Annotated in this window: 19 protein-coding genes; 15 read left to right on the top strand and 4 right to left on the bottom strand. The window is 65.5% G+C overall.

All coding sequences use genetic code 11. The annotated features are described in order from the left end of the window. Positions 1 to 237 precede the first annotated feature (237 nt). The 4 genes from XcuCFBP2542_RS17005 to XcuCFBP2542_RS16990 are packed head-to-tail and all read left to right on the top strand — an operon-like array spanning position 238 to position 8469. A complete protein-coding gene (locus tag XcuCFBP2542_RS17005) occupies positions 238 to 1788 on the top strand; it encodes a TIGR02677 family protein (protein WP_104605192.1) in 1551 nt (516 codons plus the stop codon). Continuing rightward, complete coding sequence (locus XcuCFBP2542_RS17000) at positions 1785 to 3050, top strand: TIGR02678 family protein (protein WP_104605190.1); 1266 nt, start codon at positions 1785 to 1787, stop codon at positions 3048 to 3050. Before XcuCFBP2542_RS17005 ends, XcuCFBP2542_RS17000 begins: the two co-directional genes overlap by 4 nt. Beyond that, the gene (locus XcuCFBP2542_RS16995) at positions 3047 to 7201 is read left to right on the top strand and encodes a TIGR02680 family protein (RefSeq protein WP_211293027.1); all 4155 of its coding nucleotides are present in this window, start codon (positions 3047 to 3049) and stop codon (positions 7199 to 7201) included. The genes XcuCFBP2542_RS17000 and XcuCFBP2542_RS16995 overlap by 4 nt, the downstream gene beginning before the upstream one ends. Continuing rightward, positions 7198 to 8469, top strand: a complete 1272-nt coding sequence (locus tag XcuCFBP2542_RS16990) for a TIGR02679 family protein (RefSeq protein WP_104605188.1) — start codon at positions 7198 to 7200, stop codon at positions 8467 to 8469. The genes XcuCFBP2542_RS16995 and XcuCFBP2542_RS16990 overlap by 4 nt, the downstream gene beginning before the upstream one ends. A gap of 67 nt (positions 8470 to 8536) precedes the next feature. Here the strand turns inward: XcuCFBP2542_RS16990 and putA are convergent, their stop codons facing one another. Continuing rightward, a complete protein-coding gene (gene putA / locus XcuCFBP2542_RS16985; protein ID WP_104605186.1) occupies positions 8537 to 11737 on the bottom strand; it encodes a bifunctional proline dehydrogenase/L-glutamate gamma-semialdehyde dehydrogenase PutA in 3201 nt (1066 codons plus the stop codon). 279 nt (positions 11738 to 12016) lie between these two features. Between putA and XcuCFBP2542_RS16980 the strand changes: the two genes are divergently transcribed. Genes XcuCFBP2542_RS16980 through XcuCFBP2542_RS16955 form a run of 6 tightly spaced genes read left to right on the top strand, consistent with a single transcriptional unit; the run spans position 12017 to position 16740 of the window. Next, a complete protein-coding gene (locus XcuCFBP2542_RS16980) occupies positions 12017 to 12493 on the top strand; it encodes a DUF2244 domain-containing protein (protein ID WP_104605184.1) in 477 nt (158 codons plus the stop codon). A gap of 16 nt (positions 12494 to 12509) precedes the next feature. Next, positions 12510 to 13436: a cytochrome c oxidase subunit II gene (coxB, locus tag XcuCFBP2542_RS16975; protein WP_104605182.1), complete on the top strand. Its 927-nt coding sequence runs from the start codon at positions 12510 to 12512 to the stop codon at positions 13434 to 13436. A gap of 39 nt (positions 13437 to 13475) precedes the next feature. Next, the gene (gene ctaD / locus XcuCFBP2542_RS16970) at positions 13476 to 15080 is read left to right on the top strand and encodes a cytochrome c oxidase subunit I (protein ID WP_104605180.1); all 1605 of its coding nucleotides are present in this window, start codon (positions 13476 to 13478) and stop codon (positions 15078 to 15080) included. Next, positions 15061 to 15234 (top strand): hypothetical protein, encoded by a 174-nt coding sequence (locus tag XcuCFBP2542_RS16965; protein ID WP_010374673.1) that lies wholly within the window; start codon positions 15061 to 15063, stop codon positions 15232 to 15234. Before ctaD ends, XcuCFBP2542_RS16965 begins: the two co-directional genes overlap by 20 nt. Further along, positions 15231 to 15827 (top strand): cytochrome c oxidase assembly protein, encoded by a 597-nt coding sequence (locus tag XcuCFBP2542_RS16960; protein WP_104605178.1) that lies wholly within the window; start codon positions 15231 to 15233, stop codon positions 15825 to 15827. Before XcuCFBP2542_RS16965 ends, XcuCFBP2542_RS16960 begins: the two co-directional genes overlap by 4 nt. Before the next feature lie 37 nt (positions 15828 to 15864). Next, positions 15865 to 16740: a cytochrome c oxidase subunit 3 gene (locus tag XcuCFBP2542_RS16955; RefSeq protein WP_104605176.1), complete on the top strand. Its 876-nt coding sequence runs from the start codon at positions 15865 to 15867 to the stop codon at positions 16738 to 16740. A gap of 81 nt (positions 16741 to 16821) precedes the next feature. Here XcuCFBP2542_RS16955 and XcuCFBP2542_RS16950 read toward each other — a convergent pair whose 3' ends face one another. Continuing rightward, the gene (locus XcuCFBP2542_RS16950) at positions 16822 to 17040 is read right to left on the bottom strand and encodes a twin transmembrane helix small protein (protein WP_017157720.1); all 219 of its coding nucleotides are present in this window, start codon (positions 17038 to 17040) and stop codon (positions 16822 to 16824) included. Between the two features lie 60 nt (positions 17041 to 17100). On the opposite strand from XcuCFBP2542_RS16950, the gene XcuCFBP2542_RS16945 reads away from it, so the two are divergent. From XcuCFBP2542_RS16945 to cyoE, 4 genes are read left to right on the top strand one after another with little or no spacing between them, the layout of a single operon-like run. Continuing rightward, on the top strand, positions 17101 to 17826 hold the full coding sequence (locus XcuCFBP2542_RS16945; RefSeq protein WP_104605174.1) for an SURF1 family protein: 726 nt from the start codon (positions 17101 to 17103) through the stop codon (positions 17824 to 17826). A 27-nt stretch (positions 17827 to 17853) separates the two neighbouring features. Then, the gene (locus XcuCFBP2542_RS16940) at positions 17854 to 18429 is read left to right on the top strand and encodes a hypothetical protein (protein WP_104605172.1); all 576 of its coding nucleotides are present in this window, start codon (positions 17854 to 17856) and stop codon (positions 18427 to 18429) included. A gap of 10 nt (positions 18430 to 18439) precedes the next feature. Then, positions 18440 to 19603, top strand: coding sequence for a COX15/CtaA family protein (locus XcuCFBP2542_RS16935; protein WP_104605170.1), 1164 nt, complete (start codon positions 18440 to 18442; stop codon positions 19601 to 19603). A gap of 2 nt (positions 19604 to 19605) precedes the next feature. Further along, a complete protein-coding gene (gene cyoE / locus XcuCFBP2542_RS16930) occupies positions 19606 to 20502 on the top strand; it encodes a heme o synthase (RefSeq protein WP_104605168.1) in 897 nt (298 codons plus the stop codon). Positions 20503 to 20566: 64 nt separating this feature from the next. Here the strand turns inward: cyoE and XcuCFBP2542_RS16925 are convergent, their stop codons facing one another. Together XcuCFBP2542_RS16925 and XcuCFBP2542_RS16920 are read right to left on the bottom strand one after the other, a co-directional pair. After that, the gene (locus XcuCFBP2542_RS16925) at positions 20567 to 22150 is read right to left on the bottom strand and encodes a thioredoxin family protein (RefSeq protein WP_104605166.1); all 1584 of its coding nucleotides are present in this window, start codon (positions 22148 to 22150) and stop codon (positions 20567 to 20569) included. A 161-nt stretch (positions 22151 to 22311) separates the two neighbouring features. Continuing rightward, complete coding sequence (locus XcuCFBP2542_RS16920; protein ID WP_104605194.1) at positions 22312 to 23316, bottom strand: bile acid:sodium symporter family protein; 1005 nt, start codon at positions 23314 to 23316, stop codon at positions 22312 to 22314. A 345-nt stretch (positions 23317 to 23661) separates the two neighbouring features. Between XcuCFBP2542_RS16920 and XcuCFBP2542_RS16915 the strand changes: the two genes are divergently transcribed. Further along, positions 23662 to 24084, top strand: a complete 423-nt coding sequence (locus XcuCFBP2542_RS16915; protein ID WP_211293026.1) for a hypothetical protein — start codon at positions 23662 to 23664, stop codon at positions 24082 to 24084. Positions 24085 to 24164 lie beyond the last annotated feature (80 nt).

Raw genomic sequence — 24164 nt, 5'->3', positions numbered from 1 at the left:
TCCCCAAACCCTCAGTCCAACAGGACTGGGGGTTTGTTCTTTTTGCCCCACTCCAAATCCTCCACCTCATCAAAACCTACGCATGGCCGGGCGCTGTCGTTTGCTCCGGTGTATGTCGCGCTTGCTTAATACAGGCTTGGATTTACCCCGCATCATGGGCACAATTCAGGCATGAGTGCAGTTTTTGTGCGAGTCCGATGATCTCTCTGCCGGATTCCATCTTGCGAAGGCAACAACATGCAGACGCGTGACGTTTCGCGAACCGCTGCAGCAGCTGATCTGTTTCGTCATGTGACGGCGGACAAGGCAAGCGTGTATCGCTCGATCATGGCCGTGTTTGCCGGCGCGAAGCGTCAGTATCGTCTCCAGTTGCGGCCGGACGAGGTGTTCGCTGAAGCATTGTGGGAAGGTGAAGTCCCCACGCAGGAAGACATCACGGCGGCACTCGCGCAGTTATCGACGTGGGGAAATCTCGAGTCGCAGCCGGACATGGCCCGCGTGTCCACACTCAACGACTATTACCGGGCACGCTACATCTATCGCCTCTCGCGTGGCGGTGAAGCGGTAGAAGTGGGACTGGACGCGTTCGAGCGGAATCTGCGTCACCGCGCCGAACTGCAAACCGTGGCGTTGGAGGACATCGATAGTCGTCTACAGGCCTTGCGTCAGTTGCTGGCAGATGTGGCCGCGACGCCGCAACGGCTCGATAGCGCAAAAGCGCACGCCATCCTGCGTGACCTGGTGCGGGTGTTCGAGGACCTGGCCGCCAACGCGCAGGCATTCATGGCGGGGGTGGCACGCAGCCTGGAGTTACAGCAAGCCGATGCGACGGCGCTGGTCGCCTACAAACGCCGTCTGATCGAGTACCTGGAACGTTTCATGGGTGATTTGATCCGCCGCTCCGACACCATCGCTCGCACCCTGCAACATATTTCCCTGTCGATCGATAACGTGCTGCAACAGGTCGCCGAGCGAGAAGCGCGGGATATCGCGCCAGGCGATCCTGGTGAGCTGGCGGACGAGGCGAGCCGCCGACGGGCAATTTGGCAGGAGCGCTGGAAAGGGTTGTGTGGCTGGTTTCTTGCCAGTGGCAATGAACCTCCGCAAGCCGAGCTGTTGCGTGCACGCGCCCGCGCAGCCATCCCACAGTTGCTGGGCGCGATTGCCGCAGTCAATGAGCGCCGCAGTGGTCGTAGCGATCGGTCGGCCGATTTCCGCGTGTTGGCACAGTGGTTTGCCGCATGCAACGGCGATGCGCAGGCGCACCGCCTCGCACGCGCGGCATTCGCGCTACAGCCGGCCCGCCACTTTTCACTGGAGACCTCGTCCGATCAGGACGTCACCGCCAGCACCTCCTGGCTGGACGCGCCACCGCTGACGATCAACCCCCGCCTGCGCGAATACGGGGAGGCCGCGCCGCGCGGCCCACTGGCTCGGGTGCGTGACCGTAGCCGGGAGCGTGCATTGATGGCGCAACAGTTGGCCGAGGAGTCGCAGCAGGTCGATGCTGCACGGCGTCGGCTGGCAACCGGGCATCCCACCAGGCTGTCAGAGCTGGGCCACCTGGATGCGCACGCGTTCGGACTGTTCCTGAGTTTGCTGGGTGAAGCTCTCGCAGACCAGGCCAACCCCGACCAGGCGGTCGAACGCCAGACCGGCGATGGTTTGCTGCAGATCCGTCTCGAGCCGTTGGCCGTGGGCAGCCGTGCCGAGATCCACACACCTGCGGGAATCTTCAGTGGGCGCGATCATCTGCTGACCATCCGTTCAACACAGGCGCGCGCATGAGCGCACAGGTCTCCCGTCGCCGCGCGGTGCCCGTTGGCGAATTGCAGAAATCCCAGCAACAGGACGAGTTTCGCCGCGCATTGCGTGGGCTGCTGATGCAGCCGCTGATGGCGCCGGGTCATGCGGATTTTCCGGCGGTGCGACGGCAGGCAGAGCGACTGCGGGAGTGGTTCGCGCGCGAAGCCGGTTGGCCGTTGCATGTGGACCGCGAGGGGGCGCGACTGTTCAAGCGTCCGGCCGATCTGTCCGATCCCACCCGGGGCCTGCCCGATTACGACCGCCGTCGCTACGTCCTGCTATGTCTTGCCTGCGCGGTGCTGGAGCGCGCCGATCCGCAGATCACCCTGCGCTTGATCGGCGAGCGGATCGTGCAGCAGGCCGCCGACCCGGCGTTGGAGGCACTAGGGTTTGCCTTTACCATGCGCAGCGCCACCGAACGGCGCGAACTGGTCGTGGTCTGTCGCACGTTGCTCGAACAGGGCGTGCTCGAGCGGGTGGCCGGTGAGGAGGAGAATTTCGTGCAGGAGAATGGCTGGCAGCAGTCCGACGCGTTATATGACGTGCATCGTCGCTTGCTGGCCGACCTGCCGGCAGCGGTGCGCGGGCCGTCCACCTGGCGTGTGGAAGAGATGCCGACCGATATCGAGATGCGGCTACGTGCCCTGGTGAGCGAGTTCACCGTAGACAGCGAACAGGGGCGGCGCGATGCCATGCGCCATCATCTGACGCGCCGTTTGCTCGATGATCCGGTGCTGTATGCCGACACCCTGGACGAGGAAACGCGTGGCTATTTCACCAATCAACGCGGTGTGTTGGCCAGCCGGTTGTGCGAGGCCGCCGGGTTGGTGGCCGAGCAGCGCGCCGAAGGGCTTGCGCTGGTCGATGAACATGGTCAGTTGACCGACGTGGCAATGCCTGCCGAAGGAACCGAAGCGCATGTCACCTTGCTGGTGGCTGAGTATCTGGCTGGATGCCTGCGTCAGGCGCGTGCGCCCTTGCTGCTGACAATGGCCGAGATCGAAGTGTTCCTGCGCGACGCCGCCGGGCGCTACGGCCGTTACTGGCGCAAGTCGGCGCGTGCGCCGGGCGCGGAGCGCGAGTTGGCGGCGATCGCCGTGGATCGGCTCTGTCGGCTGTGCCTGTTGGCCCGTGAGACCGACGGGCTGCGCCCATTGCCGGCCATCGCGCGTTTCTCGCTTGGCCAGACCACGGTGCGGGACGCCCAAGGCGAAAATCTCTTGCTGGCCGATCCTGAATCATGACCGAAGACCTGCTGTCCCTGTCGATGACCCAGTCCAGAACTGCGCTGCCCGAACCCCGGCGCGAGCGCTGGCAACCGCTGCGCCTGGGTCTGGTGGAGCTGTTTCATTACGACAGCGAGGAATTCTGGTTCGAGGACGGCCACCTGCTGTTGCGCGGCAACAACGGCACCGGCAAGTCCAAGGTGCTGTCGTTGACCTTACCGTTGTTGTTCGACGCGCAGTTGCGTTCGTCCAGGGTCGAACCCGATGGCGACAGCGGCAAGAAGATGGCATGGAACCTGTTGCTTGGCAGCTATCCGCGCCGTATTGGCTACAGCTGGATCGAGTTCGGCCGTCGTGATCGGGACGGTCGTGCGCATTACCTCACCCTGGGTGTCGGATTGTCGGCGGTGGCGGGCAGGGCGCAGGTGGACAGTTGGTACTTTCTGATCGAAGGCGATGGAACGCACGCGAGCCCACGCATCGGCCAGGATCTGTGGCTGACCACCAGTCAGCGCCAGGTGCTCACGCGAGAACGCCTGCGCGAGGCGCTGAGCGGCCGTGGCCAGGTGTTCGAAAGCGCGCAGGGCTACCGTCGAGCGGTGGACGAGCATCTGTTCCAGTTGGGGCAGCGGCGCTACGACGCGTTGATCGACACCCTGATTCAATTGCGCCAGCCGCAATTGTCGAAAAAGCCCGACGAGACCGGGTTGTCCAACGCCTTGAGCGAATCACTGCCGCCGCTGCCGGGCGAATTGCTCGGCGACGTGGCCGAAGCGCTCAATCAGCTGGAGGAAGACCGCGATCAGTTGGAGCAGACGCGCCGACTGGAGCAAGCCATCGCGCAGTTCGACCGGCGCTACCGTGTGTATGCGGGCATGCTGGCGCGCCGGCAGGCGCGCGAACTTCGGCAGGCACAGACCGGCTTCGACAATGCCAGCGAAGCACGTCACCAGGCGCAGGCCGACTACGAGCAGGCCAAGCGCGACGAAGACGACGCCAGTCAAGCCTCTGAAGCGGCCAGGCAAGTGTATGCGGTCGCGCGCGAGCGGCTGGAAACCCTGCAGAGCGATCCCGACAACAAAGAGGCCAACCGACTGGCCCAGGCGGAAAAGGATGCCGAACAACGCGCGCGCGAGTCGCAGGCAGCCCGCGCGCACGGTGAGAGGGCGGCAGCGACGCTGCGCCGCGAATCCGAGCTTGGACGGCAGCGTGCCTTGCAGGCGGACAACGCGCGCGCGGCAATGGACACCGAGCGTTCCCAGACACTGGACACTGCCCGCAGCATCGGCCTGGATGTGGACGTCGTCGTGCATCCGTTGCTGGCGTTGCCCGCCGAGGAGCTGGCGCAGCGCCCACTGGAGTCAACCGCCACCGCCGAGAGCCTGCAGGCGCTAGCGTCGCAGCGGCGGCAGGATATCGCTGCGCTGCGTCGTCGTCATGGTGAGGTGGACACCCAGCAGGCAGCGGCGGCGGCGGCGGAGGAGCATGCCCAGACCACGCGCGATGACTGCAACGACGCGCTGGAACGACGCGCGCATGCGGATCGTCAGACCGAACAGGCCGCTGACGCATTGGTGCAGGCATGGAGCGGCTATTGCGACACGCTGGTGCAACTGCGCCTGGAGGCGGCCGTACCGTTGCAGCAGCTTGCCGAATGGACCACCCGTCCCGAAGGCGACAATCCGGCCCACGCAGCCTTGTCGGCCGCCCGCCAGGTCGCCTTGGAGAGATACACCGTGCGCGCGGTGGAATTGCGTGCACGGCAGGAGCACCTGCGCCTGCAGGACACGGCGTTGAGAGACGAGCGCGAGCGCCTGGTCGCAGGCGAAGAGGCCGTTCCGCCCGAGCCGGTGACACGGGCTGCCGGCGTGCGCGCGCAACGCCAGGGTGCACCGCTCTGGCAGCTGGTCGATTTCCAGCCGCAATTGAGTGCATCCGAGCGCGCCGGACTGGAAGCGGCACTGGAAGCCAGCGGTTTGCTCGATGCCTGGTTGTCGCCGGATGGCGCGCTGACGGATCAACAAGGTCGTCCTCTGCTGGATACGAGCTGGCTCCGTCATGCGCCAGTGGCCGGCACGCGCTTGAGTCATGCACTGATACCGGCGTTGCCGGACGCCTGCGCGATTGCGGAACCGTTGCTGGTCGACGTGTTGGCCGGCGTTGCCTATGGCGATCACGACCAGCCCGATGCAGACACCTGGTTGTCGCCCGACGGGCGCTTCCGCCTGGGTGCATTGGCTGGTGCGTGGCAAAAGCCCGAGGCGCGTTATATCGGTCGAAGCGCCCAGGCCCGCGCGCGCGAACAGCGCTTGCAGGAGATCGCCATCGCGTTGGCTGCACTGCAGGCCGAGATGGCCGAATGCGCGCTCCATGGCGAGACGCTCGATGCCGATCGTCGCCAGGCCGACGAAGAATGGGCACGCGCGCCCTCCGAGCGTGCGCTGCACGCGGCGATGTCGACCGCGCTATTGGCGGGTGAGGAGGCCGGGCGCGCCCGGCAGCGGCTGGAACTGGCCCAGACGCGGCAGCGCGACGCCGACGCCGCCTTGCAGGCGGCACGTGAGCAAGTACAGCGCACGGCGCTCGATTTGCACCTGCCGGCGGCAGCAGCGCAATTGCCGGAGGTCGAGCAGGCCCTGGAGCGCTTCGACCGGACCCAGGGGCGGCTGGTCCAGGCCGTGCGCGAGTGGCAGCGCGCCTGGCCGGAACAGGTACAGCAGCGCCAGCGCGAAGACGAGGCGCAGATGGCGTTGACGCGGGCAGACGAGGGCTGCTTGCTTGCGGACGAACAGGCCGAGCAAGCGCGCATCCGCTTCGAGACGTTGCGGCACTCCATCGGGCAACAGGTCGAGGAGCTGCGCCGCAAGTTGGCTGCCGCTCGCAGCGAACGCGATCACGCCGAGACCGCGCTTGAGCTGTGCCGCACCGCGCAGAGCGATGCGGCCAAGGGACATGCCGTGGCCGCCGCGCGTGCCGGGCAAGCCGAAGCGCAGCTGGCCGAACGCGTCGCCGAACGCCTGGCTGCGGTGGAACGCCTGCAGCAATTTGCGCACAGCGGCTTGCTCGCGGCGGCATTGCCGGACGTGCAGCCACCTGAGCAATGGACCGTCGATCCAGCCTTGCATCTGGCTCGCCGCGTCGAACAGGCGTTGGCGCAGATCGTGGACAACGAGGTGGCCTGGACCCGCGTGCAAAAGCAGATCTCCGAAGACCTCAGCGAGCTGCAGCGCGGGCTGAGCGCACTGGGGCATCTGGCGGTGTCCGAACCCAACGATTGGGGCGTTACCGTTGCCATCCAGTACCGCGGCCGCGCCGAGCGCCCGGACACCTTGGCGCGGTTGCTGGCCGAGGACATCGCCCAACGCAGCGAACTGTTGTCCGCGCGCGAGCGTGAAGTGCTGGAAAACCACCTGCAGGCCGAGATCGCCTCCGAAATCCAGCGATTGATGCGTGCTGCCAATGATCGCGTCGATGCGATCAACGATGAATTGCACAAGCGTCCGACCACCACCGGGGTGCGCTATCGGCTGCAATGGGAGCCGATGTCCACCGAAGAAGGAGCTCCGGTCGGGTTGGACGCTGCACGCAAGCGCCTGCTCAATACCAGTGCCGATCTATGGTCGGCCGAAGACCGTGCAACGGTCGGTGGCATGCTGCAACAGCAGATCGCCGCCGAGCGTGCACGCGCCGACGCCGATGCCACCGGCCGCAGCCTGATCGACCAACTCGCACACGCGCTGGATTACCGCCATTGGCATCGCTTCCGGATCCAGCGCCAGCAGGACGGCCAGTGGCGCAAACTGTCCGGTCCGGCCTCCAGCGGTGAACGCGCACTGGGTCTGACCGTGCCGCTGTTTGCCGCGATCGCCAGTTTCTACGGCCATGGCGGTAGCCCGCTTGCGCCCCGGTTGATGTTGCTCGACGAGGCGTTTGCCGGCATCGATGACACCGCACGCGCGCATTGCATGGGATTGGTGCGCGAGTTCGACCTGGATTTCGTCATCACCAGCGAGCGCGAATGGGCGTGTTACGCCGAATTGCCCGGTGTGGCGATCTGCCAGCTGCAACGGCGCGAAGGGGTGGATGCGGTGTACGTCTCGCGTTGGACCTGGGACGGCCGCGCCAAACGCATCCAGGACGATCCCGACCGCCGCTTTCCGACGACATGACCAAGGCCGCGGCGATCGCGCCGGCCGACCCGCGTCTGCAGCGGTTATTGGGCGGTGACGAACTGGCTTCGGTCCGCCAGCGCCTGCGCCGCCGCTACGAGCAGGCCGGCCCCGAGGCCGTGCCAGGCATCATTCGTCTGGGGGGACTGGATGCCGCTGCATATTCGGCATTGGCGCAGCTGGCCGGCCTTCCCTCGCGCAGGGCGCGCTCGATCACCCTGGATGTTGTCGAACTGGATGCGCGGCTGCGCGCGGCAGGCTTGGCCGATTCGCTACGCGATGCACTGGAGCGTTTGGAGGGGCCGATCGTTGCACACGCCAGACTGCGAAACGCGCTGCAATCCCGATGGTCGGCACTGTTGATCGATATCCAGGTGGCCAAGCTGCTGCGTGACTGGCTGGACCAGTCGCCTGCCGCGTTGACGCTGCTCAAGCGCCTGGCGCGCGAACCCGATCGTGCGGATCTGATGCTGCAGGCGGCCGACAACGTGCTGGCCCGGCTCCCGGCCAGTGGCGTGCCGCGCTCGCAGTTGTCTGCCGAGCTGCTTGGCGATGCACATGCGCTGGACCCCGGCAGGCCGGTGGCGACGATCGTACTGACTGCATGGCGCTGGTACGAAGGGACGCGAGATGCCGGCAGGCCAGGCACGGCAGGCGATCCCGACGATGCGCGCGTACGCCATGTGTGGGCGCGGGCCGGCGTGCTGGTCAGCGCACTGGCCCGGCCGGCGTTGTATTTGAATCTGCCGATGCCCGGCCAGGACGATTTCACCCGCAGGTCCGGTGAGCCGGGTTATCTGTCGTTGCGGCAGCTGCTGCGTCACCGGCCGGCGTGGCCAGTGGCAGGGCGCCGCATCCATGTCTGCGAGAACCCGGACATCGTCGCCATCGCGGCCGACCGTCTGGGCGCGGCCTGCGCGCCGTTGATCTGTACCGACGGCATGCCGGCCGCCGCCCAGCGCATCCTGCTGGATCAATTAACCGCCGCAGGCGCGCATCTGCATTACCACGGCGATTACGACTGGCCTGGCATCGGCATCGCCAATCTGGTCATGCGGACCTGGAATGCGCGGCCCTGGCGATTCGGGACGGCCGATTACCGTGCCGCCGTCGCACAGGCACCGACGCGGCCGCATGAACTGAGCGGCGATAGCGTCCAGGCCTTGTGGGATGCCGAGTTGACGATGGCGATGGCGTCCCACGGCGTCAGTATCGCGGAGGAAGCGGTCGTTGCCAGTCTGCTTGTCGACCTGCAGGGCACGCGCTGAACAGCGCGTGCCACCGGATACATCGACGCGCAGGGCGAGCAGTCGCTGCCCGCCCTGCCCGCGGTGGTCAGTCGCCCAAGGTCAGCAGCGAGGCGTTGCCACCTGCGGCAGTGGTGTTGACGGTGACAACCTTCTCGGTGGCAAAGCGCAGCAGGTAATGCGGGCCGCCGGCCTTGGGACCGGTGCCCGACAAGCCTTGGCCACCGAACGGCTGCACGCCAACGACGGCACCGATCTGATTGCGGTTGACGTAGACATTGCCCACTGCAACGCGCGAGGTGATTCGCTCGATGGTCTCGTCGATGCGCGAATGCACGCCCAGCGTCAGGCCGTAGCCGGTGGCATTGATCTGATCGATCACTGCATCAAGCTGGTCGGCCTTCCAGCGAATGACGTGCAGCACCGGACCAAAGATCTCGCGCTGCAACTGTGCCAATGCGGTGAGCTCATACGCACGCGGGGCGAAAAAGCTGCCATGTGCGGTGCCTGCATCGAGCGAGGTCGTGCCGATCAGGCGCGCCTCCCGGTCCATGCGTGCTGCGTGATCGTCCAGGATCTTGAGTGCCTCTGCATCGATGACCGGACCCACATCGGTGGACAACGCAGCTGGATCGCCGATCTTCAATTGGCCCATGGCGCCGGCCAGCATGGTCATGACCTTGTCGGCGATGTCGTCCTGGACGAACAGCACACGTGCCGCAGAACAGCGCTGGCCAGCGGACATGAAGGCGCTGGAGATCGCATCCTTGACCACGGCCTCTGGCAGTGAGGACGAGTCGGCGATGAACGCGTTCTGGCCACCGGTCTCGGCGATCAGCACGCCGATGGCCGCATCGCGCGCGGCAAGGGTGCGGTTGATGATGCGCGCGGTGTCGGTGGAGCCGGTGAAGGCCACACCGGCCACGCGCGCATCGTTGGTCAGTGCGGCGCCCACCGTGGCGCCATCGCCGGGCAGCAACTGCACCGCTGCCTCCGGCACACCGGCTGCGTGCAGCAGTTTGACTGCCGCAAAGCCGATCAGATTGGTCTGCTCGGCCGGCTTGGCAATGACGGTGTTGCCCGCTGCCAACGCCGCGGCCACCTGGCCAAGGAAGATCGCCAGCGGGAAATTCCACGGGCTGATGCAGACGAACACACCACGGCCATGCAGCTGCAGTTCGTTGGATTCGCCAGTTGGGCCGGGCAGGCGCTCGGGGGCACCGAACTGCACGCGCGCCTGGCCGGCGTAGTAGCGCAGGAAGTCGACCGCTTCGCGCACCTCGGCGACGGCGTCGGGCAGGGTCTTGCCGGCTTCCTTGACGCAGATGGCCATGAACTCGGGCATGCGCGTTTCCAGCAGATCGGCCGCGTGCTCCAGGATGGTGGCGCGGCTGGCGGCCGGGGTGCGGTTCCATGCCGGTTGCGCGGCGGCGGCCGTGGCCAGCGCCTTCTGCACGGTTGCAGCATCTGCAGGTTGCCAATGCCCCACGGTCTGGCGGCGGTCCGCCGGATTGAGCACGGCCTGGCTGGGCGTGGAAATCACCGCGCCGGGCACCAGCGGCGCAGCCGTCCACGGCTTGATCGCGGCGTTGAGTTGCTCGGCCAGCTGCCGCAGATCGTTGTCGTTGGCGAGGTTGGCGCCCATGGAGTTCTTCCTGTTCTGGTTCTGGCTGCGCAACAGATCGGTCGGCAGCGGGATCTTGGGATGCGGGATGGAGGCGAACGAGGACACCGCTTCGACCGGATCGCGGATCAGGTCTTCGATGGCGACGTCCTCATCGGTGATGCGATTGACGAAGCTGGAATTGGCGCCGTTCTCGAGCAGACGGCGCACCAGATAGGGCAGCAGATCCTCATGCGAACCGACCGGCGCATACACGCGGCAGGGCAAGCCCAGGCGATCGGCCGGAATCACTTCGGCATACAGGTCATCGCCCATGCCGTGCAGCTTTTGATGTTCGTAGGTCTTGCCGGCCGAAATCGCACGCACCGCGGCGATGGTCTGTGCGTTGTGCGTGGCAAACATCGGATACAACGCATCGCTGTGCGCAAAGATGCGGCGCGCGCAGGCCAGGTAGGACACATCGGTGTTCTGCTTGCGGGTAAACACGGGGTAGCCGGGGTGCCCCTCGACCTGGGCGCGTTTGATCTCCGCATCCCAGTACGCGCCCTTGACCAGCCGCACCGGGATACGCCGACCCACGCGGCGGGCGAGGTCGGCCAGGAAATCGATGGTGTAGGGCGTGCGCTTCTGATAGGCCTGCACGGCCAGTCCATAGCCTTCCCAGCCGTCCAGCGAGGGATCGGAGAAGGTGGCCTGGATGATGTCCAGCGACAGTTCCAGACGGTCGGCTTCTTCGGCATCGACGGTGTAGCCGATACCATAGGACTTGGCCAGCTGCGCCAGCTCCAGCACACCGGGTACCAGTTCGGCCATCACCCGTGCGCGCTTGGCGTGTTCGTAGCGCGGATACAGTGCCGATAGCTTGATCGAGATGCTGGGCGCGGCGAACACATCGGTGCCGACGAAGCGGCCGCTGCGGCCGATCGCATGGATCGCATCGCGATACTCCTGCAGATAGCGCTGCGCATCCTGCATGGTGAGCGCGCCTTCGCCGAGCATGTCGAACGAATAGCGGTAGTGGGCATTGTCGCCCTTGCGCGAACGCGCCAGTGCCTCGCCGATGGTCCTGCCCATGACGAACTGATGGCCCATGATCTTCATGGCCTGGCGCACGGCCAGGCGGATCACCGGCTCGCCGACACGGCCGATCAGGCGCTTGAAGGCACCAGGTACATCGGCACGGGTGAGATCGTTGAGCTGCACCAGCCTGCCGGTGAGCATCAGGCCCCACGTGGAGGCGTTGACCAGCACCGAGTCGCTGCCGCCCATGTGCTTCTTCCAGTCCGCATCGCCCAGCTTGTCGCGGATCAGCTTGTCGGCGGTGTCCTGGTCGGGAATACGCAGCAGCGCTTCGGCCACGCACATCAGCAGCACGCCTTCCTCGCTGCCCAGGTCGTACTGGCGCATGAAGGCTTCGATGGCGCCCTGATCCTGCGCGCGGGCACGCACGCGGCTGACCAGGTCGGCGGCAAGCGCCTGCACCTTGGCCTGCTCGGCGGCCGGCAGACGCGCCTGGTCGAGCAACTCGCGCATGTGCTCGGTTTCGTCCTTGAGCCAGGCAGCGGTGATGGCGGCGCGCAAGGCACCGGGCGCGGCCGGCAATTCGGGCGCCAGCAGGGGCTGTGCGATAGCGGAAGTGGCAAGTGGGTCGGGCTGAGCGTGCATGCGAAAGGTGCCTGGGAATCCGCGCACATTCTAGAGAGCCATGGCGGTCGCGCACTTGTGCGGATGCGGCAGCTTTCCCGCCGTTTTGTGCAGGTCGCCTGCGCAGGCGATGACCCGTCCGCTGGCGGGGCGTGCATCCCCGGTCTTTCCGTGAAGTGGTTGATTTTTTGCGTACTTTTAGCTGCACTGCAGCAAATTTCCGATTGCCGGAAACGCTTGCCGCATGCGTCGGCGCGGGTCTACCATCGAGCTGTTCCCGCAGTGCACTGCGTGTTATCAATGATCGAAGTGCTGCCGTTGATGTCCGAAAGGGTCGGGACGCAGTTACGGTTGCGGCCTCCAAGGGCGCTGTCGTTCCGGCAATTCGTGCTGTTGTTCGCGGTTCTGGCTGGAATGATGTGGTTGTTTGCGGGCCTGGGGTGGTGGACCGGAAATGCATTCGCGCCGGTATTCGCCCTGTTGCACAGTGGTGTGGTGGCGTTGGCGCTGCGGCAGTTGTGGCGAAGCGGCGAGCGCGAAGAAGCGATCCAGGTAGGGGAGACCGCTGTCGAGGTATTTCCGTCCGGGCACGCGCCACCAGCGTTTCAGGCACATCCGCATTGGGTGCGGTTATGTGTGGAACGCGATGACAGGGTGCTGTTGGTGAGCAGCGGCAGGCAGATCGAGATCGGAAGCTTTCTCGGGCCCGCCGAACGTGTGGAACTGGCAGATACGCTGAAACGCTTGCTCGCGGCCGCCAATGGCCGTCACCGATGACGTAAGGGTCTAGGCAATGACGCAACGCAGCAGCTGGAAGTCGATGTACATGCGGTTGGGACTGGCAGTGGCGGCGCTGGCGAGCGCGCCGGCGGCGTTGGCGCAGTCGGCCGACCCCACGGCGTGGCAGCTCAACATGGGCCGCGGGGTGACCCAGACCGCGCGCATGGCCTACGAGGCGCACATGGTGGCGCTGTGGGTCTGCGTGGTGATCGGCGTGCTGGTGTTCGGCGCGATGGGCTATGCCATCTTCAAGTTCCGCAAGTCCAAGGGCGCGGTGGCTGCTCAGTTCAGCCACAACACGCGGGCCGAAGTGCTGTGGACGGTGATTCCGGTGCTGGTGCTGATCGCCATGGCCTGGCCGGCAACCGCCAAGCTGATTGCGATGTACGACACCCGCGAATCGGAAATGACGGTCAAGGTGACCGGCTACCAGTGGATGTGGAAGTACGAATACCTGGGCCAGGGCGTGGAATTCACCAGCCGGTTGGCGCGCGAGTCCGATCGCATCCGCCAGAGCGGCGAGCGTCCCACCATGGCCTCGCAGCCACATTACCTGCTCGACGTGGATAACCGGCTGGTATTGCCGGTCGGTACCAAGATCCGCTTCGTGATTACCGCCGACGACGTCATCCACGCGTGGTGGGTACCGGCGCTGGGCTGGAAGCAGGATGCCATCCCGGGCATCGTCAACGAAGCCTGGACCAATATCGAGCAGCCGGGTGTGTATCGCGGGCAATGCGCCGAGCTGTGCGGCAAGGACCACGGGTTCATGCCGATCGTTGTCGAAGCCCTGCCCAAGGCCGAGTTCCAGCGCTGGCTGGCTGCGCGTCGCAACGCTGCGCAAGCGGCGCCGGCTGCCGCACCTGCAGCCCCCGCGCCGACGCCGGCCGGTGACGCCGCACCCGCACCGCCGGCCGCCGCACCGACCGCCGCTCTCTAACCGCACGCAACCGCATCGTTTCGCAGAGGTCGTTCCGTCATGGCGCATACCGCAGTCGATCACCACGGACACCACCAGCCCGGTTTCGTCGAGCGCTGGTTCTTTTCGACCAATCACAAGGACATCGGAACGCTGTACCTGCTGTTCTCCTTCGTGATGTTCATCATCGGCGCGGCGATGAGCGTGGTGATCCGCGCCGAACTGATGCAGCCCGGCCTGCAGTTCGTCAAACCCGAATTCTTCAACCAGATGACCACCGTGCATGCGCTGGTGATGATCTTCGGTGGGGTGATGCCGGCCTTCGTGGGCCTGGCCAACTGGATGATTCCGCTGCAGATCGGCGCGCCGGACATGGCGTTGCCACGCATGAACAACTGGTCGTTCTGGCTGCTGCCGGTTGCCTTCACCTTGCTGCTGCTGACGCTGTTCCTGCCCGGCGGTGCGCCGGCCGGTGGCTGGACGCTGTATCCGCCGCTGTCCTTGCAGGGCGGCTACAACGTGGCCTTCAGCGTGTTTGCGATCCATGTGGCCGGCGTCAGCTCGATCATGGGCGCGATCAACATCATTGCCACCGTGCTCAACATGCGTGCACCGGGCATCGATCTGCTGAAAATGCCGATCTTCTGCTGGGCCTGGCTGATTACCGCCTTCCTGCTAATCGCGGTGATGCCGGTGCTGGCCGGCGCGGTGACCATGCTGCTGACCGACAAGTTCTTCGGCACCAGCTTCTTCAACGCGGCAGGCGGTGGCGATCCGGTGATGTACCAGCACATCTTCTGGTTCTTCGGGCACCCGGAGGTCTACATCATGATCCTGCCGGCGTTCGGCGTGGTCAGCGAAATCATCCCCACCTTCAGCCGCAAGCCGCTGTTCGGCTACCAGGCGATGGTCTATGCCATCGCGGCGATCGCCTTCCTGAGCTTCATCGTTTGGGCCCACCACATGTTCACCGTGGGCATGCCGCTGGGTGGCGAGATCTACTTTATGTTCGCCACCATGCTGATCTCCATCCCGACCGGGGTGAAGGTGTTCAACTGGGTCAGCACGATGTGGAAGGGCTCGCTGACCTTCGAATCGCCGATGCTGTGGGCGGTGGCGTTCGTGATCCTCTTCAGCATCGGCGGTTTCTCGGGCCTGATGCTTGCGATCGTGCCGGCCGACTTCCAGTACCACGACACCTACTTCGTGGTGGCGCATTTCCATTACGTGCTGGTCACCGGCGCGGTGTTCGCGCTGATCGCGGCGGTGTACTACTGGTGGCCGAAATGGACCGGGCGCATGTACAACGAGGCCTGGGCCAAGTTCCATTTCTGGTGGACGATGATCTTCGTCAACCTGCTGTTCTTCCCGCAGCATTTCCTTGGTCTGGCCGGCATGCCGCGGCGCATTCCCGATTACAACGTGGTGTTCGCCGACTGGAATCTGGTCAGCTCGATCGGTGCGTTCGGCATGTTCGCCACGCCGTTCCTGATGGCCGGCATCCTGCTTGCCTCGTTGCGCAGTGGTGCCAGGGCCGATGCGCGTGCATGGGAAGGCGCCAAGGGGCTGGAGTGGACGGTGCCGTCGCCGGCGCCAGCGCATACCTTTACCGTGCCGCCGGTGATCAAGCCTGGAGATCTTGCCCATGAAGACATCGGTCACTGAGTCCGCCTCGGAGCCGGCGGTGACGCGCCTGCTTTCGGCGGCCGAGCGCCAGGCGCAGCAGCGCCGCGCAGTGCGGCGTACGGCGATCACGGTCGGCATCATCGCGTTGCTGATCTACGCGGGGTTCATCGCATCCGGAGTCATCGGGCGGTGAATGCTCGTGCGCCCGCGCCTGCACCGACGGCCGGCTTATTCAAGCTGCTCGGTGTGGTGCTGGGCGTGTTCGTGCTGACGTTTTCCCTGGTGCCGCTATATCGCATTGCCTGCGAAAAGGTCTTCGGTATCCGCATGGAGCGCGCGCCCGGTAACGCGCGGGCAGGCGCGGGCACGCTCGCCGTGCCGGGCAAGCGCACGGTACGGGTGGAGTTCGATGCCGGGGTCAATTCCAAGTTGCCATGGACCTTCCATCCCGAGCAGATGACGATGGATGTGGTGCCGGGCGAACTCAATGAAGCGCTGTACTTCGCGCGTAACGACAGTACGCGTGCGGTGGTCGGCAGCGCGGTCCCGTCGGTCGCGCCAGCGCGTGCATCGGGCTATTTCAACAAGACCGAATGCTTCTGCTTCACCGCGCAGACCTTGCAGGCCGGCGAGACGCGCGACATGCCGCTGCGTTTCATCGTCGATCCGGCGCTGCCGCCGGAAGTCACCACCATCACCTTGTCCTATACGTTCTACCGCAACGACGCGCTGACCTCTGAATTGCAGGGGCCAGGCGCTTCCGGCGCGCCGCGCGCCGCACCTTAACGTCCATCCACACTCACCACGACACGGAAGCAACGCCATGGCCGATCACAGTCCCAACGCCGATGCGTATTTCGTCCCGAGCCAGAGCAAATGGCCGTTTGTCGGCTCGATTGCGATGTTCGTGATGATGATCGGCGTGGCCAGCTGGCTCAACGATGCGGCCTGGGGGCGCTGGACGTTCTTCGCCGGCATGGCGATGTTGCTGGCGACCTTGTTCCTGTGGTTTGGCGATGTCATCCGCGAATCCAATGCGGGCCACTACAACCGCCAGGTGGACGGGTCGTTCCGCATTGGGATGGTATGGTTCATTTTTTCCGAGGTGATGTTTTTCGCCGCGTTTTTCGGTGCTTTGTTCTACACGCGCGTGCTCACGCTGCCCTGGCTGGGGGGCGAGGGCGATGGCGTGATGACCAACGAATTACTGTGGAATGGCTATTCGGCCGGCTGGCCCACCAACGGCCCGGGTACGATCGGCGGGCAGTTCCAGACCATTCCGGCCTGGGGACTGCCGCTCATCAATACCTTGATCCTGCTCACCTCGGGCGTGACGCTGACCATCGCGCACCATGCGTTGAAGGGCGGGCGCCGTGGCGCGCTGCTGGTGTGGCTGGGGCTGACGGTGCTGCTGGGCTGTGTGTTCCTGTTCCTGCAGGCGGAGGAGTACATCCACGCTTACACCGAACTCAATCTCACCCTCGGTTCGGGCATTTATGGCTCCACCTTCTTCATGCTCACTGGGTTCCATGGCATGCACGTGCTGCTGGGCACCATCATGCTGGCGGTGATGTGGCTGCGCGTGGCCAAGGGTCACTTTACCCGCGACAATCACTTCGCCTTCGAAGCGGCGGCATGGTATTGGCACTTCGTCGACGTGGTGTGGCTGGCGCTGTTCCTATTCGTGTATGTCCTTTGAGAATCGGGAATCGGGAATCGCAAGAGCGAGCCCGCTTATGCCTTTGCGATTCCCCATTCCCGATTCCCCATTCCCGGCACGTCAGCGGCCGATGCCATGCGGCTTGATCCAGCCGGTGTAGATGCCGAGAATCACGATGGCGATCAATGCCACCGATAGGCCGATGCGCCAGGTGAGTGCGTTGACGGTGCGTTTGGTCTGGCCGCGGTCGGTGAGCAGGTAGTACAGGCCGGCACCCAGGTTCCACAAAATCACGATCAGGAAGGCGACAATCAGCAGCGTCTTGAGCGAATCGTTCACAGCAACCCCGGGGGTCGTCGACATGGTGCGACCATTGCACGCTTTTTTGCGTTGCTTGTCATGACGCGCAGGCACACGGCAGTGCTGGGATGGATGTTGGCGGTGCTGGTGAGCGGAGGATTTGCGGCGCTGGGCCAGTGGCAGCTGCAGCGCATGCACAGCAAGCAGGCATTGCTGGAACGCGCGGCGCATGTGCGGGAGCAGCCATTGACCCTGGTGCAGGCCCTGGCCAGCCCACAGATGCTGAGCTGGGTGAGCGGGCGTGTGCGCTTTGTCCCGCAGCAGGTGTTGTTGGACAACCAACTGCATGATGGGCGTGCGGGTGTGCGCGTCTATCAACTCGCTACGGTAGAAGGCGCATCAGCAGCGCTACTGGTCGATCTCGGCTGGCTGCCGTTGCCTGCGAATCGGCAGTTGCCCACCCTCGCGACGCTGGACGGTGTGCGCGCCGTGCAGGGCTTGCTGGGTGCGCCGCCGTCGGCCGGGCTGGCGATCGGTCCTGCACTGGCACCCACTGCCACCTCGTCCACCTGGCTGGCTACGCGGCTGGACCCGGAGGCAGTGCGTGGGGCCTTGGGCAGGCGCGACATTTCGTCGCAGGTCCTGCGGCTGGATCCGGCTGTGCCCGTGGGCTACGTGCGCGATCTGGAGATGCTGCCGAACACGCTGCCGCCCGCGCGGCACTTGGGTTATGCGGTGCAATGGTTCGGGCTGGCGGCTGCGGTGATGAGCACCGCTGCACTGCTGACCTGGCGTGCGCGGCGTCGCCGCCGACTCGGGCACTGACGCCTGCGGCATGAGAAAATCGCCGGCATGACTCTCTCCCCATCGGCCAACCCGCACGCGGTCAAACGCGGCCGCAGAATGCTGATTGCCCTGGCGGTGCTGTTCTTCGGCTCGATGGCGCTGGCCGGCGGACTGCGCTTTGCCGGGTGGCAGCCTGCGTCGATGCGCAACAACGGCCAATTGCTCAACCCGCCGGCCGACCTCCGCGAGCTGAAGCCTGTGCGTGCGGATGGGCAGCCATATGCGTGGGCACCGGGCGAGCGCATGTGGCGTATCGCGCTGGCACCGCCGGCCGATTGCACGCAGCAGTGCCTGGTATTGGCCGCCGAGCTGGACAAGGTGTGGCAACTGCTCGGACACCGTGCCGACAAGGTGGAGGTGCTGTGGATCGGTACGCCGCCGGCCGGGCTGCCGCCGATGCCGGCCTTGCGTGTGCTGCGCGACGACGCGCAGTTGCGAGCTGCGCTGCCGCATGCCGACGATGCGGCCGGCGTTCCGGTCTATGTGATCGACCCCAACGGCTTCGTGATCCTGCGCTATGCCCCGGGGTTCGACCCGGCCGGCCTGCGCGCCGATCTGGTCAAGCTGCTGAAATTGATGTGAGCCCGTTTCGATGAATCTGTTCGCGCCACCGGCACTGTTCCGCCACTTCCACCGCATGGCCTGGCTGGCGGCGTTGTTCACTGCGAGCACGATCCTGTTCGGCTCGTTCGTGCGCCTGTCCGATGCCGGCATGAGCTGCCCGGACTGGCCGACCTGCTACGGCCGCGTGACCTGGCCGCAGACCACCGACGAAGCCAATACGCATGTGGCCAGCAAGATCCGGCCGCTGGAGTCGCACAAGGCCTGGCGCGAGCAGGTGCACCGCTTCCTGGCCGGTGCGCTGGGTGTGGAGGTATTGGTGCTGACGCTGCTGGCTGCGCGTCGCCGTCGCATGGGCATCGCCCAGGTCGTCTCGGCCGCGGTGCTGGTGGCGTTGTCGATTCCCTTGTACATGTCTGGCTGGCACGGATTGGCGATGGGCGTGGCGCTGGCCGGCGAGGCCATCCTGTTGTTGGCGGCGTTGCGCTGGAGCAACATCGACCTGGCGCGCGCGGCGGTGCTGACGCTGGCGGTGGTGATCTTCCAGGCGCTGCTGGGCATGTGGACGGTGACGCTGCTGCTCAAGCCCATCGTGGTGATGGGCCATCTGCTGGGCGGCATGTTGATGTTCTCGCTGCTGGTGTGGATGGCCTGGCGCGCCACGCACTTGCCGATCACGCTGGCCGACGCCTCGCGGTTGAAATGGCTGCTGCGGCTGGGCGTGGTGGTGCTCGGCCTGCAGATTGCGCTCGGTGGCTGGGTCAGCGCCAACTACGCCGCGCTGGCGTGCGGCGGCGGTAGCTGGTCGGCCGACAACTTCCCGCGTTGCGTCAGCCAGTGGTGGCCGCCGCACGACGTCCGCGAGGGCTTTACGCTGTGGCGCGGGATCGGCGTGGATTACGAAGGCGGCGTGCTCGATGGCGCGGCGCGTATCGCCATCCAGATGGCGCACCGGCTGTGGGCGATTGCGACCGCGCTGTACTTGTGGTGGTTGGCGTGGCGCTTGTCACGCTCGCCAGGCATGCGGGTGTGGGCAGGCGCATTGGCGTTGCTGGTGGCCGTGCAGGTGACGCTGGGCGTTCTCAACGTCAAGCTGGCGCTGCCGCTGGAAGTGTCGGTACTGCATAACGGTGGCGCGGTGGCACTGTTGTTCGTGCTGGTCTCCCTGTTGGCGCGGTTGCGCGCGCCGGAGTGAGCATGGCTGTCAGCGCACGCGATTACTGGGATCTGACCAAACCCAAGGTGGTGGCACTGATCGTGTTCACAGCGCTGGTGGGCATGTTCCTGGCCATTCCCGGCATGCCGTCGTGGGTGCAGGTGCGCACCGGTGCGCTGGGCTTTCTGGGCATCTGGCTGGCGGCCTCGGCAGCGGCGGCGATCAACCAATTGCTCGACGCCAAGATCGATGCGCAGATGGCGCGTACCTCGTGGCGTCCGCTGGTGGTGGGCAAGGTGCGGCCGTGGCAGGTATTGGTGTTCGCCAGCGCGCTGATCGCCGTCTCCATGACCCTCCTGGTGGTGTGGGTGAATGTCATCACCGCAGTGCTGACCTTCGCCTCGTTGATCGGTTATGCAGTGATCTACACCGTGTACCTGAAACGCGCCACCTCGCAGAACATCGTGATCGGCGGGTTGGCCGGCGCCACGCCGCCGATGCTGGGGTGGGCCGCCGTGACCGGGCTGCCGACCACGACGGACTGGATCAATGCCTCGCTGCTGGTGCTGATCATCTTCATCTGGACACCGCCGCATTTCTGGGCGCTGGCGATCTTCCGCCGTGCCGACTACGCCAAGGCGGCGATCCCGATGTTGCCGGTGACCCATGGCGTGCCGCACACGCGCAAGCAGATCCTGGTGTACACGATCGTGTTGGCGATCGTGACGTTGCTGCCGGTGGTGGTGGGCATGAGCGGGGTGTTCTACCTGGGCGGCGCGCTGGTGCTCAACGTGGTGTTCCTCTGGTACGCCTGGCGCATGCTCGATCCGCCGGACGAGCTGTTTTCGATGAAGATGTTCGGCTACTCCATCGTCTATCTGATGGCGCTATTTGCATTTCTCATGGTCGATCACCTGCTGTTGCCCTGGGTCCGCTAGAACGCGCATGCCAGGCCGGGATCCTGCGTGCGGCGGCAGGCAGGCCGCCGCAGGTGTGCAGGTCTCAACTCAGCCAGCTGGCGCAGTCGCTGGCATTCTTGCTGTCGCAGCTGGACTGCATCTTCTTCTGCAGCCGTGCAAGGACCGCGCTGCCGTCGCGACGATGCTGCTTGCTCCAGCGTTTCAGGGCTGCGGCGAGTGTGTCGAAACGTTGCCGGGTCCGCTGGCGGTAGCCGTCCGGTTGCCCGGCCAGTTCGCCAATCACCTGCGTGGCGGCGGTTTCGATGCCTGTCGTGTCGTCCGGGCTGAGCCGGAGCAGTCCATCGACATACAGCACACCCCATTGCACGCGGGTGGCGGGGCCCTGTGCGCTTTCGTACGCCTTCTTGAGCCATGACAGGGCGGTTTTCTTGTCGCCGCGGTGTTCGGCCAGCTCTGCCAGTTCCGGCATGTAGTAGTACGGCGTCCTGGTCCGCGAGAGTTCTGCCAGCAACAGCTGTTCGGCGCCACTGCGGTCACCCACCTCACTCAGCAGGGCCGCTGCCGTGCTGATGGTGGACTGGCGTTCTTCATCGGTCCTGGCGGCCTGGCTCGCCCACTGCACGCGTTGGCGCACGGTAGCGACGACCTCCTGCGGAAGCCGCGGCTGGGGATCCTTCGTTTCGGCCTCGGTCGGTTGGCCCTGTGCCAGACGGGCGAGCTGGATGCGCGCGAACGCGGTGCCGAGCCTGTCGGAGACCGGCAGTGTGGGGTCGGCGTAGACCTTGTCCAGGGCATTGACCACGGCGGTGGACAGCGTGGCGCGTTCGCCGGCATCGGCGCTGGCGGCCGCGACCAGGCGTGCCGGCATGTAGTTCAGTGAGCCGAGATTGGCGCGTACCTCTGCCGGATCGGCCAGCACGGACTCAAGCAACGTGCGATAGGCCGGAGTGGGGGCGGGCGGGTCCTTCGTCGCGGTGAGTGCTTCCAGGGCAAAGCTGCGCTTTAGCGCGGGCTGCGGCGCCACCGTGGAAAGCCGGGTCAGTACGCCCGCTGCGTCCTCGCGCTTGAGCAGGCGGTCGTCGGTGCCCCAGGCGTAGTTGCCGAGCACCGACCAGTCGTCCGCCGTCAGGGTCTGTGGCGCATGCAGCGCGGTGTCCAGCAGCTGTTTGACGGTACTGGTGCTGCTGGCGGCAACGCGCAGCACGTCGACCAGGCGGGCGTTATCGGCGTCGCCGGCCAGGCGGGTGATCTCGCTGCGGTCCGGACGCAGCACGATGATGGTGGGGTAACCCTTGATGCCGAAGCGTTCGCCCCAGGCCTGCGCACCCTCCGAATCGCCATCCAGGTGCACGGCGACGAATTGCCGGGTACGCGCGATGAACGCCGGGTCCTTGAACAAGGTGGCCTTGAGTCGATTGCAGGGCGGGCACCAGGCTGCGCCCCAGTACAGCAGGACCGGCTTGCCGGTCTCCCTGGCTTCGGCGAAGGCATCGTCCACATCGCCTTCGCGCCAGGCGATGCTGGACGCGGGAGCCGGCGTTGCAGTTGCCCTGGCCGCTGTTGCCGCTGTCGCCGGGGTCTCGGGCATGTTGCAGCCTGCCAGGGACGTCAGGGCTGCCAGCAGCGCGATCGCGCACGGGCACGGGCGTCGGAACGACAACGTCATGGCGGTCACCGATGGGGTTGGCAGATGTTGATCGCCTACGCTAGCGCACGCTGGCGCGTCAGCGTCATAACTTTTGTACCTGTGCTGACAACCGGTGGAGGTCGGCCAGGCGAAATACTGTCATGCACTGTGCCGTTGCGCTGTTGCCCGCACCACATCCATCAATGACGGCCGGCCCGGTCTTGCGACACGTCCGGCGTGGTGCGCGCGTAGCGCGCCGCCACGAACGCGCAGACGATCAGCTGCACCTGGTGATACAGCATGATCGGCAGCACGATCGCGCCCAGCCCGCCGCCAGCGAACATCACTTTGGCCATCGGCACGCCGGTGGCCAGGCTTTTTTTCGAGCCGCAGAACACGATGGCGATCTCGTCGGCGCGGTTGAAGTGCAGGCGCCGCGCAAGAACAGTGATCGAAACCATCGCCAACGCCAGCAACAAGGCTGCCACGCCGATGACCGAAAGCAGGGCCGGCAACGGGGTCTTCTGCCACAGCCCTTCGTTCACTGACGCGCTGAAGGCGGTGTAGACCACCAGCAGGATGGTGGCCTGGTCGGTGTAGCGCAGCACCGCACGACGCCGTTCGACCCAGCCGCCGATCCATGGGCGCAGGAAGTGGCCGGCCAGGAACGGCACCAGCAATTGCAGCACGATCTTGCCGATCGCTTCGGCCGGATGCGCCATTACGCCCTGGCTGCCCACCAGCGCGCCCATCAGCAGCGGAGTGAAGAACACCCCCAGCAGGCTGGACAGCGAGGCGGCGCAGACTGCGGCCGGGACATTGCCGCGCGCCATCGAGGTGAACGCGATCGAGGACTGCACGGTGGACGGCAGCGCGCACAGGAACAGCACGCCGATATACAACTCCGGCGTCAGTGCCACATGTGCCAGCGGCTTGAGCAGCAGGCCGAGCAGCGGAAACAGCACGAAGGTGCAGGCCAGGATCACCAGATGCAGCCGCCAGTGCAGCGCGCCGGCCTTGACTGCCTCGCGCGAGAGCCGCGCACCATGCAGGAAGAACAATGCGGCGATCGCCACGTCGGTGACATCGTCCATGACCACAGCGGCGGTACCGGACACCGGCAGCAGCGAGGCCAGCGTGACCGTGCACAGCAGCGCGAGGGTGAAGGGATCGATGCGCAACCGCGCCAGCCAGTGTTTCATCATCAAGGAGACGTGGGACGGCGAGGCCAGCGGGCGGCCATTATAAGGTTCGCGCCGTTGCTTGCGCATGGTAGACGCCGCGCAGGCCCTGCCATCGCGCGGCAGATGCGTACCGGGGACACCGGCATGCCGGTCCGCAACGGTCGGGCCGGGGCGGTTCCTGATGGTTGTCGATGCGATTCGTGCGGTCGGTCAAAGTCTGCTGCGTTTGCCATCCAGGCAGGCAAATCCTTGCTAGATTCCAGCTGCGCACGCCAGCGGCGTGTCCGGGTGAAACCGGGGCTGCGCCCGTGTCCGCCCACCTCTTCGCGCAGCGCCAGGGAAAGGAGTCGCTTAAGGAGTCGCTTCATGCGTTACGACCAATATCAGCAGACGTTTGTGTTATCGGCACTGGCCAACTGGATCGGCGACCGCAGGGGCACCCAACCCGCGCTGCAGGCGGACTACCAGACCACCTTGCTGCAGACGCTGGCCTCCGCCGATACCCAGGACAGGATTGGCGATTGGCAGCTGGTGTGGGGGCCTCAGGTCTGGCAAGTGCCCGGGTCCTCGTTATCGGGCAATGCGATGTATGTCGCCCACACCGATGCCATGCCCGGCATCGGCGAGGCGTATGTGGTTGCGCTGAGCGCCACCAATCCGGAATCGTTCTACGACTGGTTCACCGAAGACTTCGACGTCTCCTCGGTGGTGGACTTCACCAGCTTCGCGCCGTTGCTGGCCACCGCACCGGTTGCCGCAAAAAAGCCGGTCAAACCGGGACCTGATTAGCCCCATCCCTCAGCCAAGAAAGTTGCTTGCCATGCGCAAAACTCGCTCTGGGCAAGGCTTGCAGCGCATCAGCGCCGTCG

Source organism: Xanthomonas cucurbitae (assembly GCF_002939885.1).
GTDB classification, from domain to species: Bacteria; Pseudomonadota; Gammaproteobacteria; order Xanthomonadales; family Xanthomonadaceae; genus Xanthomonas; species Xanthomonas cucurbitae.
This window is presented reverse-complemented; position numbering and strand designations above follow the sequence as displayed.